This window comes from Intrasporangium sp. DVR (assembly GCF_040365325.1).
In the GTDB taxonomy this organism is placed as follows: domain Bacteria; phylum Actinomycetota; class Actinomycetes; order Actinomycetales; family Dermatophilaceae; genus Intrasporangium.
Map to the genome: position 1 here is coordinate 203,801 of NZ_BAABZW010000013.1, position 16,079 is coordinate 219,879.

16 protein-coding genes are annotated in these 16,079 nt (G+C 71.4%); 5 read left to right on the plus strand and 11 right to left on the minus strand.

Translation table 11 applies throughout. From position 1 onward, the window contains the following. Window positions 1–62: 62 nt before the first annotated feature. On the plus strand, window positions 63–740 hold the full coding sequence (locus ABWV20_RS10575; protein ID WP_353355115.1) for a sirohydrochlorin chelatase: 678 nt from the start codon (window positions 63–65) through the stop codon (window positions 738–740). Window positions 741–821: 81 nt separating this feature from the next. Here ABWV20_RS10575 and crcB (ABWV20_RS10580) read toward each other — a convergent pair whose 3' ends face one another. Next, complete coding sequence (crcB, locus tag ABWV20_RS10580; protein ID WP_353355116.1) at window positions 822–1,193, minus strand: fluoride efflux transporter CrcB; 372 nt, start codon at window positions 1,191–1,193, stop codon at window positions 822–824. Further along, complete coding sequence (crcB, locus tag ABWV20_RS10585) at window positions 1,190–1,693, minus strand: fluoride efflux transporter CrcB (protein WP_353355117.1); 504 nt, start codon at window positions 1,691–1,693, stop codon at window positions 1,190–1,192. Before crcB (ABWV20_RS10585) ends, crcB (ABWV20_RS10580) begins: the two co-directional genes overlap by 4 nt. Before the next feature lie 62 nt (window positions 1,694–1,755). On the opposite strand from crcB (ABWV20_RS10585), the gene ABWV20_RS10590 reads away from it, so the two are divergent. Both ABWV20_RS10590 and ABWV20_RS10595 read left to right on the plus strand, forming a co-directional pair. Further along, window positions 1,756–2,421, plus strand: a complete 666-nt coding sequence (locus tag ABWV20_RS10590; RefSeq protein WP_353355118.1) for an IMPACT family protein — start codon at window positions 1,756–1,758, stop codon at window positions 2,419–2,421. Window positions 2,422–2,530: 109 nt separating this feature from the next. Beyond that, entirely contained in the window at window positions 2,531–3,103 is a 573-nt protein-coding gene (locus ABWV20_RS10595) for an HhH-GPD-type base excision DNA repair protein (RefSeq protein ID WP_353355119.1), read from the plus strand. An 82-nt stretch (window positions 3,104–3,185) separates the two neighbouring features. On the opposite strand, the gene ABWV20_RS10600 is transcribed toward ABWV20_RS10595, so the two are convergent. From ABWV20_RS10600 to ABWV20_RS10635, 8 genes are all read right to left on the minus strand, one after another. Continuing rightward, entirely contained in the window at window positions 3,186–4,100 is a 915-nt protein-coding gene (locus tag ABWV20_RS10600; protein ID WP_353355120.1) for an alpha/beta hydrolase, read from the minus strand. Then, window positions 4,097–4,774 (minus strand): N-acetylmannosamine-6-phosphate 2-epimerase, encoded by a 678-nt coding sequence (locus tag ABWV20_RS10605; RefSeq protein WP_353355121.1) that lies wholly within the window; start codon window positions 4,772–4,774, stop codon window positions 4,097–4,099. The genes ABWV20_RS10600 and ABWV20_RS10605 overlap by 4 nt, the downstream gene beginning before the upstream one ends. After that, window positions 4,771–5,700 carry an ROK family protein gene (locus tag ABWV20_RS10610; protein WP_353355122.1) on the minus strand — a complete coding sequence of 310 codons (930 nt, stop codon included), beginning with the start codon at window positions 5,698–5,700 and terminating at the stop codon, window positions 4,771–4,773. The genes ABWV20_RS10605 and ABWV20_RS10610 overlap by 4 nt, the downstream gene beginning before the upstream one ends. A 3-nt stretch (window positions 5,701–5,703) precedes the next feature. Continuing rightward, complete coding sequence (locus ABWV20_RS10615; protein ID WP_353355123.1) at window positions 5,704–6,636, minus strand: dihydrodipicolinate synthase family protein; 933 nt, start codon at window positions 6,634–6,636, stop codon at window positions 5,704–5,706. Next, a complete protein-coding gene (locus ABWV20_RS10620) occupies window positions 6,633–7,670 on the minus strand; it encodes an oligopeptide/dipeptide ABC transporter ATP-binding protein (RefSeq protein ID WP_353355124.1) in 1,038 nt (345 codons plus the stop codon). The genes ABWV20_RS10615 and ABWV20_RS10620 overlap by 4 nt, the downstream gene beginning before the upstream one ends. Then, window positions 7,667–9,709, minus strand: a complete 2,043-nt coding sequence (locus tag ABWV20_RS10625; protein WP_353355125.1) for a dipeptide/oligopeptide/nickel ABC transporter permease/ATP-binding protein — start codon at window positions 9,707–9,709, stop codon at window positions 7,667–7,669. The genes ABWV20_RS10620 and ABWV20_RS10625 overlap by 4 nt, the downstream gene beginning before the upstream one ends. Beyond that, the gene (locus ABWV20_RS10630) at window positions 9,709–10,665 is read right to left on the minus strand and encodes an ABC transporter permease (protein ID WP_353355126.1); all 957 of its coding nucleotides are present in this window, start codon (window positions 10,663–10,665) and stop codon (window positions 9,709–9,711) included. Before ABWV20_RS10630 ends, ABWV20_RS10625 begins: the two co-directional genes overlap by 1 nt. A gap of 90 nt (window positions 10,666–10,755) precedes the next feature. Further along, a complete protein-coding gene (locus tag ABWV20_RS10635; RefSeq protein WP_353355127.1) occupies window positions 10,756–12,414 on the minus strand; it encodes an ABC transporter substrate-binding protein in 1,659 nt (552 codons plus the stop codon). A gap of 154 nt (window positions 12,415–12,568) precedes the next feature. On the opposite strand from ABWV20_RS10635, the gene ABWV20_RS10640 reads away from it, so the two are divergent. Next, on the plus strand, window positions 12,569–13,327 hold the full coding sequence (locus ABWV20_RS10640; protein WP_353355128.1) for a FadR/GntR family transcriptional regulator: 759 nt from the start codon (window positions 12,569–12,571) through the stop codon (window positions 13,325–13,327). Beyond that, a complete protein-coding gene (locus ABWV20_RS10645; RefSeq protein ID WP_353355129.1) occupies window positions 13,324–14,349 on the plus strand; it encodes an SIS domain-containing protein in 1,026 nt (341 codons plus the stop codon). Before ABWV20_RS10640 ends, ABWV20_RS10645 begins: the two co-directional genes overlap by 4 nt. A 132-nt stretch (window positions 14,350–14,481) precedes the next feature. Here ABWV20_RS10645 and ABWV20_RS10650 read toward each other — a convergent pair whose 3' ends face one another. After that, on the minus strand, window positions 14,482–16,062 hold the full coding sequence (locus ABWV20_RS10650; protein WP_353355130.1) for a S8 family peptidase: 1,581 nt from the start codon (window positions 16,060–16,062) through the stop codon (window positions 14,482–14,484). Between the last annotated feature and the right edge of the window lie 17 nt (window positions 16,063–16,079).

Consider the following 16,079-nt stretch of genomic DNA (forward strand, 5'->3'; position numbering starts at 1 on the left):
TCCCCCGCATTTCCGTCATGGCAGATCCCGGTAACGACCCACCTCGATGGCAGAGTTGGGGCGTGCCTCCTGCCCTCATCGCCTGCTCACACGGGACGGGCTCGCCCGAGGGCCGGGCCGCGGTCGCCGGCCTCGTGTCCGCCGTCGCGGCCCGCCGACCTGATCTCGACGTGCGAGCGGCCTTCGTCGACGTCCAGGAGCCCGACGTCAACCAGGTGCTCGACAGCCTCGGCGGCGCGCCGGGCCGAGTCGTCCCGCTCCTGCTCTCGGCCGGCTACCACGTCCACGTGGACCTGTCAGAGGCGGTCGCCACCCATCCCGCAGCGAGCCTCGCCGGTGCCCTCGGCCCCGACCCCCGGCTCGCGCAGCTCCTCGCAGACCGGCTCGACGAGGCTGGGCTGCGCGACGACGACCACGTCGTCCTCGCCGCAGCGGGCAGCTCCGACGGCCGCGCGGTCGACGACTGTCGGGACCTCGCCGACGCGCTCGGTCGGCTCATCGGCAGACCGAGCCCAGCGGCATACCTCTCGGCGGCGGAGCCCCGACTCGACGCGGCGGTGGCGCGCGCGCGAGAGGCCGGCGGGCGGGTCGTCGTCGCGACCTACCTCCTCGCGCCCGGCTTCTTCGCCGACCTCGTATCACGGTCCGGCGCCGACGTCGTCACGGCACCACTGCTCCTGCCGACGGAGCCGCCGTCCCGCACGCTCGTCGACATCGTGCTCGACCGCTACGAGGGCTGAACCGGGGCTCAAAGCGCGTGGCGTCGCCGCGACTGCTGTCGTCGGGCGCCGCACGGACGCCCCCTCCTGGCAGGAGCCGACTCACCCCACGCCCTGCGCCAGGACCCATCCGAGGCCGCCGGCCGCCAGACCTCCGACGAGGCTGAGCAGCACGTTGCCGACCGCGGCCCCGAGCGCTCCCTCCTCGAGGAGGCGGACCGTCTCGAAGCTGAAGGTGGAGTAGGTCGTCAGCGCTCCGCACAGGCCGGTCCCTGCGAGGGCGAGCACCTCGGCCGACACGGCCCCGGTCGCTCCGAAACCCAGCACCAGGCCGAGCATAAGGGACCCGGTGACATTGACGGTGAACGTGCCCCACGGGAGACGGCCGCCGTGCCAGCGCTGCACGACGAGGTCCATGACGTAGCGCAGGGGCGCGCCAACGGCACCGCCCAGCATGACGAGCAGGAGGGTCATCGCGCGCTGCTCCGTGCCCGCGTGAGGACCCGACCGACGAGCGCACCCGCGACGACGGCTGCGAGCGCGAGGGCAAGTGTCCCCGCGACGTAGGCGAGGGCGGCCGTGGCCCGGCCGTCCGCGAGGAGGGCCCGGGCGTCGAGGGCGTACGCGGAGAACGTCGTGAAACCACCGAGCACACCGACCCCGAGGAACGGGCGCACGTACCGCCTCGGGGGCCAGACATCGGTCACGTAGACCATGAGGAGGCCGAGCAGGAACGAACCGGCGACGTTGACCACGAGAGTCGCCCACGGCAGGCCACCCGGCGTCGTCGGCCAGAGCTGCCCCGTGCCGTATCTCGCAGCCGCGCCGAGGGCCCCGCCGAGCGCGATGACGGCGAGCACGTCGAGGCGGTCCGTGACGACGGCGTGGTCGAGCTCGCTCGTGCGCACGTCGTCGGGTGTGACGTCAGGGTCGACGGGTCCGTGGACGGGACCATGCACCGGGTGCGAGCCCATTCGTGTCCTTTCGTGCCCACCGGCATACTCGTGGCGTCCCCTGGTCGTGTCGATGAAAGGGTATGCCGCTGAGCTCCCTCCGCTCCTACGTGACCCTCGCCGGCCGGTCCAGTGCCGAGATCGAGGTGCGACGCTCGCGGTTCGTCTGTGACCTCGAGCGCGTGGAGACGGAGGAGGCGGCCCGCGACGTCATCGAGGCCGTGCGAGCCGGCAGCCGCGAAGCCCGGCACCACTGCACCGCCTTCATCCTCGGCCCCGACGGTGGTGTGCAGCGGAGCAACGATGACGGTGAACCGTCCGGGACGGCAGGGGCGCCCATGCTCGAGGTCCTGCGGGGCCGCGGCGTCAGCGACGTGGTCGCGGTCGTGACGCGGTGGTTCGGCGGGGTGCTGCTCGGCACCGGTGGCCTCATCCGGGCGTACGGCGACGCGGTGGGCGCGGGACTCGACGCGGCGCGGCTCGTCGTCCGGGAGCTGCGCCTCGGGGTGACCGTCGACGTGGGTCATGCGGACGGCCCGCGCGTCGAGCATGCCCTCCGCGGCCGCTCGGGGGTCTCCGTCACCGGCGTCGACTACCTCACGACCGGGGTCCGCCTCCATGTCGCGGTCGCGCTGGACGAGGTCGACGACCTGGCCGGCTTCGTCGCCTCGCTGACGTCCGGCACCGCCCGGGCCACCACCGGGCCGACCACCTGGATCGACACCACTCCACCGCAACACACCCGGTAACTTGCAACACACCGGCCTCCGACCCCGGTGTGTCGCACGCAACCGGGTGTGTTGCGGGAGGGGCGGTGAGCGCGGGTGCCCGCCCAGCGGCATACGACAAGATGGGGGCATGGCTCTGCACCTGGCGACGACCGACGAAGGCAACGCCCTCCTCGAGCGCGACCCGCTCGCACTCATCATCGGGATGCTGCTCGACCAGCAGGTGACGATGGAGAAGGCCTTCACCTCGCCCAGCGTCCTCGCCCAGCGGATGGGAGTCGACCGGCTCGACGCCGCCACGATCGCGGCGCTGGCCCCGACGACGCTGCTCGAGCACTTCAAGACCCCACCGGCCCTGCACCGCTTCCCCGGGTCGATGGCGACACGGACGCAGCAGCTGTGCCAGGCGATCGTCGACGAGTGGGACGGCGACGCGGCCACCATCTGGACCGGCGTGGAGTCCGGTGCCGAGCTGGTCAGGCGGATCGGCAGCCTCCCCGGGTTCGGTGACCAGAAGGCCCGCATCTTTGCGGCGCTGCTCGCCAAGCAGTTCGGCGTGACGCCGCGCGGATGGGAGGAGGCGACGGGCGACTACGGCCGGCCGGGGCACCGCTCGATCGCCGATGTCGTCGACGACGCCTCGCGCACCAAGGTGCGGGAGTACAAGAAGGCCAAGAAGGCGGAGCTGCGCGACCAGGGCTGACCCGCCGGCCCGCACGGGTCGGCCGGTCAGCCGGGTCAGGTCAGCCGGGTCAGGTCAGCCGGGTCAGGTCAGCTGGGTCAGGTCAGCCGCCGAGGTGGCGCGCCAGGTGCCCGGCTGCCACGTCCACCGCTGCGGCCGCCGCGTCGAAGCGCGCGAGCCGGCGGACGAACCCGTGGACGAGCCCCTGCGCCCGGAACGCCACCGAGCTCACCCCCGCCTCGGCGAGGGCCGCGGCGTAGGACTCGGCCTCGGGCGTGAGGATGTCGTGCTCGGCGGTCACCACGAGGGTCGGGGGCAGGCCGCGCAGGTCGCCGAGTGCGGGCGAGATGTCGGGGTGGGTGCGGTCGACCCCGGGCGGGACGAAGACGTCCCAGCACCAGCGCATGTTGGGCGCCTTGAGGCCCGGGTTGACCGTCTCGCCCCAGGTCGCCCCGGTGGGGTCGATGACGGGGTAGAAGAGTGCCTGGGCCCGGACCGCGATGCCCCGGTCGCGGCAGCGCCGCGCCGCCACGGCTGCGAGGTGTCCGCCCGACGAGTCGCCGCTCAGCGCGAGGCGGCCGCCGTCGAGCGAGTGTTCGGCGGCTGCGGCGGAGCCGACCCAGTCGATGGCCCGGTCGACGTCGTCGGACGCGGCCGGCCAGGGGTTCTCCGGCGCCAGTCGGTAGTCGACCGACAGGACGGCGGCGCCCGACCGGGCGGCCAGCAGCCGGCAGAGGGGGTCGTGTGAGGCCAGCCCGCCGTCGACCCAGCCGCCGCCGTGGACGTAGACGACCACCGGGAGGCGGCCCTCCGCCGGTCGGTAGAGCCGGCCCGGCACGCCATCAGCGTCGACGTCGGCGACGTGGTGGACGGGCACTCCCGGGCCCGCCTCCGCCGGCGTGTTGTCAGCGACGAGTCGTCGCTGCTCGTCCAGCCGTCGGGGGTCGATCGGGGCGGTGGTGTCCGGCAGGGCGCGCACCTGTGGGTGCAGCCAAGCCGGTGGCTGGGGCCGCGTCACTCTCCCGCTCGCTGGGCGGCCTCGACGAACCAGGACGTGATCGTCGCGGGGTGCGTGATCGCAGTGCCGACGACGACGGCGTGAGCCCCTGCCTCGAGGGCGGCGCGCGCCTGGTCGGGGGTGTGGATACGGCCCTCGGCGACCACGGGCCGGTCGAGCGCGCGGACCAGGGCGGCGACGAGACCGAGGTCCGGGCCCGGGGTCCGGGGGCTGTCGTCGGTGTAGCCGGAGAGGGTCGTGCCGATGATGTCGGCGCCCGCCTCGGCGGCCGCGACCCCGTCCGCGAGCGTCGCACAGTCAGCCATGAGCAGGGCGCCCTCGCGGTGCACGGCCGCGACGGTCTCAGCTAGGGACGACCCATCGGGGCGGGGTCGTCGGGTCCCGTCCACCGCGACGATCTCGCACCCGGTGCGGGCGACCTCGACCGCGTGCATCACCGTGGGGGTGATGAAGACGCCGCTGTCGCCGTCCTTCCACAGCCCGATGAGGGGCAGGTCGACGACGCGACGGATGGCCCTCAGGTCGTCGATGCCCTGCGCGCGGATGCCGACCGCACCTCCGCGGACGGCGGACTGGGCGACGCGCCGCATGGTGTCGGGATGCCGCATCGGCTCACCGGGGTAGGCCTGGACGGAGACGACGAGCCCGCCCCTGATCCGCTCGATGGCGTTCAACTCAGGTCCTTCCAGACGAGCCGGGCGGCGCCGACGAGCGCCGCGGAGGGCCCGAGTCGAGCGGGGAGCACGGGGAGGTCGGCCAGTGGGGGCAACAGCTCCGCCCGCAGCGCCTCCTCCATCGGCTCCCACCATCGGGGGCCGACTCCCATGACCCCACCGCCGATGACGACGACCTCGGGGTCGAGGAGGTTGGCGGCACCGCCGATCGCGCTGCCGAGGGCGCGCGCGCCGATGCCGATGGTCAGGGCGGCCAGACGGTCGCCCTCGTCCGCGCGGCGGGCGACGTCCGCGAGCGGGACGAGGTCGGCACCGGCGCGGCGGTTGTAGGCCCAGACCATGGCCGGCCCGGCCGCCACGGCTTCGAGGTGACCGGATCCGCCACAGACGCAAGGCAGTCCGGCTGCATGCGGCACGGCGACGTGACCGAAGTGACCGGCGACGTTGCGTCGACCGTGCCACACCGCGCCGTCGATGACCACGGACGCGCCGATTCCGGTGCCCACGGCGACGAAGAAGGCGCTGGACGCGCCGGCGGCGGCCCCCAGCCAGCTCTCCCCGATGGCGTGCGCGTGCACGTCGTTGTCCACCACGACATGCCGTATGCCGCTGAGCTCGCTCAGTGCCCCCCTGACGTCGGTGCCCGCCCAGTTCCGCAGCACCTCGGTGGCGGAGAGGACGCGACCGGTCGAGGCGTCGATGACCCCGGCGCTGCCGACCCCGAGACCGGCCACCTCGTGACCGCGGGCGGTCGCGGTCACGAGGAGGTCGGCCGCGAGGCCGGAGGCGATCCGGAGAATCGCCTCCGGCCCCTGTTCACCGGGGGTCGGGGCCGTCATCACGTCAAGCACGGTCCCTTCCCCGGTGACGAGTGCGGCGGCACTCTTGGTGCCACCGATGTCGAGGGCGACGACGGTCTGGGCCATGGGTCAGAGCAGCCCGACCGAGTCGAGGATCTGGCGGATGCGCTCGGCCTCGGTGGAGTCCAGAGGGCGCAGCGGCAGGGAGATGGCGTTGCTGTCGATGATGCCGAGGACGTGCAGGGCGGTCTTGAAGGACCCGGCACCGCGCGTCATGCCGGCAGCCGTGGCCGGGTCCGCCGCCTCGACGATGCGGAAGAGCCGGGTCAGTCGCTCCTGTTCGGCGCGGGCGCCGGCGAGGTCACCGGCGGCGACCGCGGCGTGCAGACGGGCGTAGCCGGCAGGGTCGACGTTGGCCAGGCCCGGGACGGAGCCCGAGGCGCCGGCGAGGAGCATCGAGTCGACCATGACCTCGTGCCCGGTCAGCGTGGCGAACCCGGTCAGGCCGGCGTCCGCGACCGAGAGGAGCAGCTGGCGGAACGCCACGTCGTCGCCGCTCGAGTCCTTGACGCCGGCGATGACGCCGTCGCTCGCGAGGCGCACGATCAGGTCGTTCGACAGCTTCGAGTGGACGCAGGCCGGGATGTCGTAGGCGAACAGCGGCACATCCACCGCCGCACCGACCGAGCGGAAGTGCCGCTCCGTCTCGTGCGGCCCCACGATGACGTAGAAGGGTGCCGTGGCCACGACCGCCTGGGCGCCGAGGCGCTCGGCGGCGCGGGCCCGCTCCACCGCCCGGGCCGTCGCCGGCTCGATGGCGCCGGCGAGCACCGGCACCCGTCCGTCGGCGGTCTTGACGATGACCTCGAGCGCGCGGTCGCGCTGGGCGTCGTCGAGGAGGGCGGTCTCACCGCTGCTGCCGAGGGCGAACAGACCGTCGACGCCGGCGTCGATCATCCGGGCCACGAGGCGCTCGAGGGACCCGGAGTCAACGGTGAGGTCGTCCTTCAGCGGTGTGACGACCGGGGGCACGAGGCCCTGGATGGGTGCAGTGGTCGTCATGACGGCTCCTTGACGAGGTTGTCGGTGGCGGCCCGGGCTGACGCGGCGAGTTCCGCGGTGGTGATCCCGGCCGGGACGGGGTGGTGGCAGGCGAAGGTGTGGCGCTCGGCAGCGAGCATCGGGTTGGGCATCAGCTCGGCGCACACCGTGGTCGCCTTCCAGCACCGGGTGCGGAACGGGCACCCGGAGGGCGGGTTGGCGGCGGAGGGGACCGGACCGACGAGCGGGATCGGGTCGATCGGGTCGAGGAGGCCGGGCGTCGCTGAGAAGAGTGCACGGGTGTAGGGGTGCACCGCGCCATCGGGCAGCTGCGCGGCAGGGGTGTCCTCCACGATGCGCCCGAGGTACATGGTCACGACGCGATCACTGACGCGCTTGACCGTCTGGATGTCATGCGACACGAAGACCATCGCGACGCCGAGCCGGTCCTTGAGGTCGAGGAGCAGGTTGAGGATCTGGGCCCGGACCGACACGTCGAGGGCACTGGTGGGCTCGTCCGCGATGACGAGGGACGGCTCGAGGGCGAGCGCCCGGGCGATGGAGACTCGTTGGCGTTGTCCACCGGACAGCTGGCTCGGCAGGAGGTCGGCCGCCGAGCGTGGGAGGCCGACGAGGTCGAGGAGCTCACGGACCCGGGCGGCGCGCTCCTTGGGCGTGCCGACGTCATGGACGTCGAGTGGGTCCCGTACGACCTGGCTGATCGGCATGCGGCGGTTCAACGACGCGGCGGGGTCCTGGAAGATCATTCCCACGCCGCGGCCGAGGTGGCTGCGCCGCTCACGGTCCTTCAGGGACCAGATGTCCTTGCCCTCGAAGATGACCGAGCCCGACGTCGGTCGCTGCAGCCCGACCATGGCCTTGGCCATCGTCGACTTGCCACAGCCGGACTCACCGACGACTCCGACCGTCTCGCCGGGAGCGATCTCGATCGAGGCTCCGGTGAGCGCGAAGACACTGCCGTGGCCGAAGAGCCCGCTGCTCTTGGTGCGGTGCACCACGTGCACGTCCTCGAGGCGCATGATCGGCTCGCTCATGAGATGGCCCCTTCGGTGGCTGATCCGGTGGCTGCTCGGGTCGCGGCCTCGGCGTCGACGCGCAGCTGATGCGCGGGGTGGTGGCAGGCGACGACGTGGAGCACCCGGTCCCCCTCGAGCGGTGGCGCCTCGCGGCGGCACACCTCGGTGGCCATGGGACACCGGTCGGCAAACCGGCAACCCGGTGGGAAGTCGGCCGGGGACGGCACGACGCCCTTGATCTGGGTGAGCCGCTCAGCGCCCGACTCGAGGGAGAGCACCGACCCGAGCAGGCCCCGGGCGTAGTGGTGGGCGGGGGCGCCCACGACCTCGGCCGTGACACCACCCTCGACGATCTGGCCGCCGTACATGACGACCACCCGGTCGCTGATGTCGCTGACGAGGGCCAGGTCATGGCTGACGAGGATCAGGGCGAAGCCGAGCCGCTCCTGGAGCTCGAGCAGCAGCGTCATCACCTGCGCCTGGACCGTGACGTCGAGCGCGGTCGTCGGCTCGTCGGCGATGATCAGCCGGGGGTCGCGGGACAGGGCCATGGCGATGACGACGCGTTGGCGCTGACCGCCCGAGAGCTCATGGGGGTAGGCGCCGAGGGTGCGCTCCGGGTCGAGTCCCACGAGGCGCATGAGCTCGTCGGCCGTGCGCGTCCCGCCACGCTTGATGAGCTGGTCCAGCTGGGCGCTGATCCGCATCGCGGGGTTGAGCGCGGAGAGGGCGTCCTGGTAGATCATCGCGATCTCCCGGCCCATCAGCGCCCGGCGCCGCGCCAGCGGGAGCCGGATCAGGTCGGTGCCGTTGAAGTGGATCGATCCACTGAGGCGGGCGCCCTTCGGCTCGAGACCCATGACGGCCAGGGCGGTGAGGGACTTGCCCGAGCCGGACTCGCCCACGAGGCCGAGGACCTCACCGGGTCGGACGTCGAAGCTGATGCCGTCGACGATGTCGACCCCGTTGTGCCGACCGTCGAAGCCGATCCGCAGGTCCGTCACGACCAGAGCCGGCTCCCCCGGGGGCAGCGGGCGGGCGCGTTCGCGAAGCCGTCGGCCGGCCTCGGCCAGGCCCGGCAGCGGAAGGACCTCGCCGGTCCCCGGCTCGGAGGTCTCGAGCCGGTCGATGTCCTCGCCGGGCTTGGCGACCGGCTTGGCCCGCCTGGCCGCCGGTGCGGCCCACGCATCGGAGATGCCCTCGGACAGGATGTTGAGGGACAGGACCGTGAGCAGGATGAGCAGGCCGGGGAAGAAGGTGGCCCACCAGGAGCCGGCGAGCAGGACGTCCTTGCCGTAGGCGATGACCGAGCCCCACGACGACTCCGCCACGTGGCCGGGGAGGCCGCCACCGATGAACGAGAGCGAGGCCTCGAAGACGATCGCGTCGGCGACCATGACGGTGGCGAACACCATGACCGGCGCTGCCGAGTTGCGGATCACGTGCCGGGCGAGGATGTGGAGGCGACCGGCGCCGATCACTTGCTCGGCGGCGACGTAGTCCTCGCTGTACTGCGAGAGGACGTTGGCCCGGACCACCCGGGCGATCGGCGGGGTGAAGACGAAGCCGATGGCGAGGATCAGGACGACGAGGCTGTCCTTGCCGAACGCGATGATGAGGACGGCGGACAGCGCGATGGCCGGGAAGGCCATGACGACGTCGAGCAGCCGCATGATCAACTCGTCCACGGCCTTGCGGCTCGTGGCGGCGAGGGCGCCGAGCACCGTGCCGAGGGCCAGCGCGATACCCGCTGCCCCGAAGCCGACCACGAGCGAACGACGGGTGCCGGCGACGAGGCGCGAGAAGATGTCGCGGCCGGAGCGGTCGACGCCGAACCAGAACTCCGAGCCCGGGCCGGTGTTCACCGGGGCCAGCCCGGTCGCCGTGGGGTCGTGGGGCGTCAGCCAGTTCGCGAGGATCGCGGCGAGGACGAGCAGGGCGATGAAGCCGGCCGCGAAGCGGGACAGGAGCGGCAGGCGCCGCAGCCCGGCGACGCTGGCCACCTTGCGGTTGTCGGGGTCGGACAGCTTGGCGGTGAGCTCGGGGTGGATGGTCATCAGTGGCCTCCCCGCAGCCGCGGGTTCGCGAAGAGATACAAGATGTCGACGAGCAGGTTCACCACGACGAAGGTGAAGGCGATGACGAGGATCGTGCCCTGCGCGAGGTTCGTGTCGTTGGTCCCGACGGCCTGCATGACGAGCGTGCCCATGCCCGGCATGGTGAAGATGGCCTCGATGATGATCGTGCCGCCGAGCAGGTAGCCGACCCGCAGGCCGAGGACGGTGAGGGGGTTGACGAGCGCATTGCGCAGGACGTTGCGTCCGACGACGATCCCGGCGGGCAGGCCTGCGCCGTAGGCCGTGCGGACGTAGTCCTTGTCGAGCTCCTCCACCATGGAGGTTCGCACGATGCGCGCGAGGGAGGCACCCACCGGCACGGCGAGTGCCATGGCGGGCATCGCCATCGACCGGAGCCACCCGCTGACGCTCTCGGCGGGGTTGGTGTAGCCCGCGTTGGGAAACCAGCCGAGCCCGAGCGACAGGTGCTGGATCATGAGCAGTGCGAGCCAGAAGCTCGGCACCGAGATGCCGGTCATCGAGAGGACCCGGATGAGCTGGTCGGGCCAGCGGTCGCGGAAGAGCGCGGCCGTGATGCCGAGGGTGAGGGCGATGACGAGGGCGAGGGCGACCCCGAGGAAGGTGAGCTGCATCGTCAGGGGCAGCGCCTCGGCGACCAGGTCCGAGACCGGTCGGGCCACCCCGATGGTCTCGCCGAAGTCCCCCTTGAGGACGTTGCCGAGGAAGGTGACGAACTGGACCGGCGCGGGCTGGTCGAGCCCGCGGGCTGCCTCGTACTCGGCGATCTGCTCGGGGGTGGCCTGGTCGCCCAGGGCCGCCACGGCGGAGTTCACCGGCGACAGCCGCATGATCACGAAGACGAACAGGGCGATACCGAGCATCAACGGAACGAGTGTCAGCAGGCGCCTGAGGATCATCTTCAGGATCGATGACATCGGTCCTCCTTGCGGGGTGTAGCCGGGCCGGCTCGCTCCCAGGGGGGGGGGGAAAAGCGAGCCGGCCCGGGGCTTGAGGGGCGGTGGTGGTCAGGCGTTGCGCTTCGCGTCGAGGAAGTACAGACCCGTCGTCGCAGCCGGCTTGAAGCCCTCGATCTTCTTCGAGTCCCACGCGGTCACGATCTTGGTGTGCAGGACCGTGTAGATCGCAGCCTCGTCGGCGACGAGGTCGATGACCTGCTTCCACAGCTCCTTCTGCTTGCCCTGGTCCTGCTCGGCCGCTGCCTGGTCGAGCAGCTGGGCGGCCTTGGCGGGGGCGGCACCGGTCCAGCGGGCGCGGTTCTTGGGCCACGTGTCGCCCGCGAAGTACCAACGCAGCAGCAGGTCGGCGTCAGGGCCGAAGACCGTCGGGTCACCCGACGCGGCGAGGACACGGAACGAGTCCTTGGACACGAGGCCGTCGGGTGCCGGCGCGTAGACCGAGGCCGACGGGGCCGTGTTGACCGTCGCCGTGATGCCGGCCTTCTTCCACTGGTCGACCATGAGGGGCGCGATGTCGACGATGAACTGGGTGCTCGTCGTGACGAGCTCGAACTTCAGGTCCTTGACCCCGGCTTCGGCGAGGAGCGCCTTGGCCTTCTCCGGGTCGTAGCCGTAGACCGTCGCGGCCTCCTGGTAGTCCTTGTTGTCCGGGTCGAGGTAGGACTTGGCCGCAGTGCCGTAACCCTGCAGCGCCGTGGCGATGATCGCCTCCTTGTCGAGCGCGTAGTGCAGCGCCTGACGGACCCGCTTGTCGTCGAACGGCTTGGCGGAGCAGTTGAACAGGAGGAAGAGCTGGTTGAAGGCCTGGCGCGCCTCGACCTCGACCTTGCCCTCCAGCTGGGCGACGTTGATGTAGGGCACGGCCTCGACGGCCTGGACGCGACCGCCCTGGATGTCGGCGATGCGGGTGGCGCCCTCGGTGGTCGTGTTCCAGACCATCTTCTTGGCGCTCGCCTTGCGGGGGCCGTTGTACTTGTCGTTGACCGAGAAGCGCAGCCCGGTCGTCGCGTCGGCGCTGTCGAGCTTCCACGGGCCGGAGCCGACCGGCTTGGTGTCGAACGCCTTCGCGGCAGCAGCGTCACCGGTGAGCTTCTTGGGCACGACCTTGATGACGGCGATGCGCTGCGCGAAGAGGGCGAAGGGCTGCTTCAGCTTGAACTCGACCGTCTTGTCGTCCTTGGCGGAGACCGAGTCGATGAAGGGCAGGAACGCGGCCATGAGGGCCTTGTTCGCCGGGTCGAGCGCGCGGGTGAAGGACCAGGCGACGTCCTCGGCGGTGACCGGGGTGCCGTCGGAGAAGAGCGCGCCGTCACGGAGGGTGGCGGTCCAGGTGAGCCCGTCCGCGCCCTGCTCCGGAAGTGCCTTGGCCAGGGCGGCGTAGGGCTCGCGGGTGATCGGGTCGAGGTCGACGAGGCCCTCGAAGATGTGCTGGTTGGCGGCGGTGCCGACCGCGCTCGAGGCGTTCATCGGGTCGAGGCCGCTCGACAGGGTGAATGCCAGGGTGGCCTCGATGGTGTCGGGGACCGTCCCGCCACCGCCGTTGCCGGACGAGGAGTTGGTCGAGCTCGGGCCGCCACAGGCCGCCAGTGCCCCCGTGATCACGGCGGCGGCGCTCAGGGTGCCACTGAACTTGAGGAACTTGCGACGGCTGACGCCGGACAGACCGGCTGGGTCGAGCAGGGTCTTGGACTCCTGGTCGGGGTTCACTGTGGCCTCCCATGTTGGTGCCTGTTGGTGTTGGGTGAGGCAGTCCACCGACCGCCCGGCAGCACTGCGCTGGCAGGTAGTACATCATACGTCTTCCCCACGAGGAAGGATGTCTAGTAGATTGCACGTAACAAATCGACGACGAGGGGTTCGAATGTCCGATGTCTCGCCCATTGCCCCCCGCAATGGTCTCCTGCCGCGGTCACGCAACCACGACGTGATCGAACGCATCAAGACGTACATCCTCGACAAGCAGCTCCGTCCCGGCGACCTGCTGCCGACGGAGAACGAGCTCATCGCCGCGATCGGCGCGAGCCGTACCAGTATCCGCGAGGCGATCAAGAGCCTCTCCGCACTCGACATCGTCGAGGTGCGTCACGGCCACGGCTCCTACGTCGGGCGCCTGTCGATGAACGCGCTCGTCGAGAGCCTCGCGTTTCGCGGCCTGCTCAGCACCGGCACCGACGGCAAGGTGATGACCGACCTCGTCAACATCCGCCAGATGCTCGAGCAGGGCCTGTCGCCGCTGATGATCGAGACCCTCGACGAGGTCGAGCTGGCCAACCTGCGCGAGCTCGCGGTGAGGATGCGCCGTCTCGCCATGGAGGGCCAGCCCTACGTCGACGAGGACCGCGCCTTCCACATCCGGCTGATGAACGCCATCGGCAACGACCTCGTCAGCCAGCTGACCGAGGCCTTCTGGCAGGTGCAGGCCCGGGTGGCCCCGACGCTGAAGGTCGAGGCCGCGGACTGGCTGCGCACGGCCGAGGCGCACGAGGCCATCGTGGACGCGATCGGCGCTCGGGACGTCCAACGCCTGCAGCACGCCTTCGAGCGGCACTACGACCCGATCCGCCGGACCATCGCCAACCTCTTCGAGACCCCTTCGGCACCGGCGGGTGTGTCCGAGTGACCGCCACGCTCATGCGGGCCGAGATCGGCGAGCAGCCGGCGGCCCTCGCCAGGCTGCTCACGGGGCGCGCCCCGGTCGACGACGTCGCCGCCCGGATCCGCGCTGCCGCCCCACGGTTCGTGCTGCTCGCTGCCCGCGGCACCTCCGACCACGCGGCCCTCTATGCGAAGTACCTGATCGAGACCACCCTCGGCCTGCCGTGCGGCTTGGCCTCGACGTCCGTCTACACGGCCTACGACCGCCAGCCGGACCTCCACGGCGTGCTCTGGATCGCCGTGAGCCAGAGCGGCGGCTCCCCCGACCTCGTCGAGTCCACCGAACGCGCCCGCGCGGGAGGGGCACTCACCCTGTCGGTCACCAACACCGGCGACTCACCGCTCGGACGGGCCAGTGAGCTGCGGATCGACATCCTCGCCGGCCCCGAGCGCTCCGTGGCCGCGACGAAGACCTACACGTCGAGCCTGCTCGCCCTCTGGCTGCTCGTCCGCGCCTGGGCCGAGCTCGACATCCAGCCCGCGGACCGACTCGTGGAGGACGTCGAGGCCGCCCTGCAGGCCGACGTCGACGACGTCGCGTCCCGCTACCGCTTCGTCGACAAGCTCGTCACGACGTCCCGCGGCTACGCCTACCCGACCGCCCGGGAGGCGGCTCTCAAGCTGATGGAGACGTGCTACCTGTCAGCGCACGCCTACTCGGGCGCGGACCTCCTCCACGGACCGCTCGCGATGGTCGACCAGGACCGGCCGGTCATCGCCGTCGTCCCCGAAGGGCCGGGTGGCCGCGCGCTCGAGCCGGTCCTCGCCGCCCTCGAGGAGCGCGGCGCCGACATCTGCCTCGTCGCCCCCGGCACGAATGCCCACGCGGCGCCCGCGCGCATCGTCCTGCCCACCGGGATGGACGAGCAGCTCGCGCCCATCGTGCAGATCGTGCCGCTCCAGCGCCTCGCCTGCGCCATGGCCGTCAGCCGGGGCTTCAACCCCGACCAGCCGCGAGGCCTGAAGAAGGTCACGCAGACCTTCTGACCCACCCCGACGACCGTATGCCGCTGGGCTCGCCCGGCTCGAGAACCTCACCACCCGCTCGGGTGGGCGTTCACGAGGAGCGAGCCCAGCGGCATACGGCCTGAGGGGTCAGTCAGGCGTCAGCAGCGTCGGTCAGTAGTTCATCCCCGCCGTGTAGGAGCCCGAGCCGGTGTAGGACTCGACCATCAAGCGGTAGTAGCCGGACGTGTTGCTGTAGCTGAACGACTCGTCCGCGCTCGACGTGACCCCCTGCGCGACCGTGGACCAGGTCGAACCGTTCCACTTCTGCAGGTAGACGTCGAAGTCCGCGCCGGTCGGACCGTCGAGGCAGACCTCGATCGTGCCGGCCGTCGCGTCGTAGACGTACGGCAGGGTCTGCGACGCGCCGCTCGCGAGCGACCCCGTCCAGGTGCCCCGCATGCCGGAGCACTGGCTGCCCGGAGGAGGTGTGCTGCCGCCGAGGAGGAACTCGGTGTTGAGCAGGCGGTTCGGCGTGCCACTGGGGACACCGGAGAGGGCGCCGCTGACGCTGTTGTTCACGATCGCGGAGTGGACCGCCGAGGACGAGGCGGTCGGGTTGGCGCCGAGGTAGAGGGCGACTGCGCCGGTGACGTGCGGACTGGCCATCGAGGTGCCCGAGATCGTCCGGGTCGACGTGTTCGTGTCGTACCACGCCGACGTGATGTTGGTGCCGGGCGCGAAGAGGTCCTGGCAGGAACCCCACGCGCTGCTCGACGCCTTGGCGTCCGAGCTCGTCGAGTTGCCGACGGTGAGCGCCTCGGAGACCCGCTGCGGGCTGTAGTAGCAGGTGTCGTCGTTGCCGTTGCCGCCCGCCTGGACCCACATCACACCGCTCGTCACGAGGGACCGGACCGCGCTGTCCATCGTCGTGTCGGTGCACCGGGTGTTGCAGCCGATGCTGTAGTTGACGACAGCCGGCTTGACCGCGTTGGTCTTGATCCAGTTGACGCCCGCGATGATGTCGGCGTTCGAGCCGGAGCCCGAGCAGTCGAGGACGCGGACCGCGTGGACCGTCGCCTTCTTGGCGACGCCGTAGCTCGTGCCGGCTGCGGTGCCGGCGACGTGGCTGCCGTGGCCGTTGCAGTCCGTGGGGGTGCTGTCGTTGTCGACGAAGTCGTAGCCGTTGCTCGTGCGGCCGGTGAACTCGGTGTGGCTGAGGTTCACCCCCGTGTCCATGACGTAGACGTGGGCGCCCTGGCCCGCGTTGTCCGGGTAGCGGTAGCGCTGGTTGAGCGGGAGGGTCCGCTGGTCGATGCGGTCGAGGCCCCAGCTGCCCGGGTTGACCTGCTCACCGGCGATGCCCACCCGGTAGGCCTGCTCGACCCGCTCGACGGCGGGGTCCGCGGCGACGCGACGCGCCTCGGCCTCGCTCATCCTCGCCGCATAGCCGTCGACGACGGCACCGTAGGTGTGCTTGATCCGGCCGCCGTACTTGGCGGCCATCGCCTGCGCCGACTGCCGGTTGGACGCGGCGCTCTGGGACTGGTTCGTGAAGACGACGACGTACTCGCCGGGAATGGCGTCCGGGTTGTCGGTGCCGAGAATGGAGCCCGTGGGGGCGCCAGAGGCCATCGAGGGCACTGATGCGGCGGAGGCGGTGGAGGGGGCGACGTGGAATGCCAGCGCCATCGAGGCTGCGACGGCGGCGGTGGCCGCCCGTGACGCCCGACGGCGCCACATGCTGTGCTTCATGGAGAGCTCCTTCTCTG

What these genes read in the sequence shown, in the direction of transcription:
- ABWV20_RS10640 (WP_353355128.1), top strand. Translation starts at nt 12,569, where the DNA reads ATGTCCGATGTCTCGCCCATTGCCCCCCGCAATGGTCTCCTGCCGCGG.
- ABWV20_RS10590 (WP_353355118.1), top strand. Translation starts at nt 1,756, where the DNA reads ATGCCGCTGAGCTCCCTCCGCTCCTACGTGACCCTCGCCGGCCGGTCC.
- crcB (WP_353355117.1), bottom strand. Translation starts at nt 1,693, where the DNA reads ATGGGCTCGCACCCGGTGCATGGTCCCGTCCACGGACCCGTCGACCCT.
- ABWV20_RS10595 (WP_353355119.1), top strand. Translation starts at nt 2,531, where the DNA reads ATGGCTCTGCACCTGGCGACGACCGACGAAGGCAACGCCCTCCTCGAG.
- ABWV20_RS10650 (WP_353355130.1), bottom strand. Translation starts at nt 16,062, where the DNA reads ATGAAGCACAGCATGTGGCGCCGTCGGGCGTCACGGGCGGCCACCGCC.
- ABWV20_RS10625 (WP_353355125.1), bottom strand. Translation starts at nt 9,709, where the DNA reads ATGACCATCCACCCCGAGCTCACCGCCAAGCTGTCCGACCCCGACAAC.
- ABWV20_RS10630 (WP_353355126.1), bottom strand. Translation starts at nt 10,665, where the DNA reads ATGTCATCGATCCTGAAGATGATCCTCAGGCGCCTGCTGACACTCGTT.
- ABWV20_RS10615 (WP_353355123.1), bottom strand. Translation starts at nt 6,636, where the DNA reads ATGACGACCACTGCACCCATCCAGGGCCTCGTGCCCCCGGTCGTCACA.
- ABWV20_RS10620 (WP_353355124.1), bottom strand. Translation starts at nt 7,670, where the DNA reads ATGAGCGAGCCGATCATGCGCCTCGAGGACGTGCACGTGGTGCACCGC.
- crcB (WP_353355116.1), bottom strand. Translation starts at nt 1,193, where the DNA reads ATGACCCTCCTGCTCGTCATGCTGGGCGGTGCCGTTGGCGCGCCCCTG.
- ABWV20_RS10610 (WP_353355122.1), bottom strand. Translation starts at nt 5,700, where the DNA reads ATGGCCCAGACCGTCGTCGCCCTCGACATCGGTGGCACCAAGAGTGCC.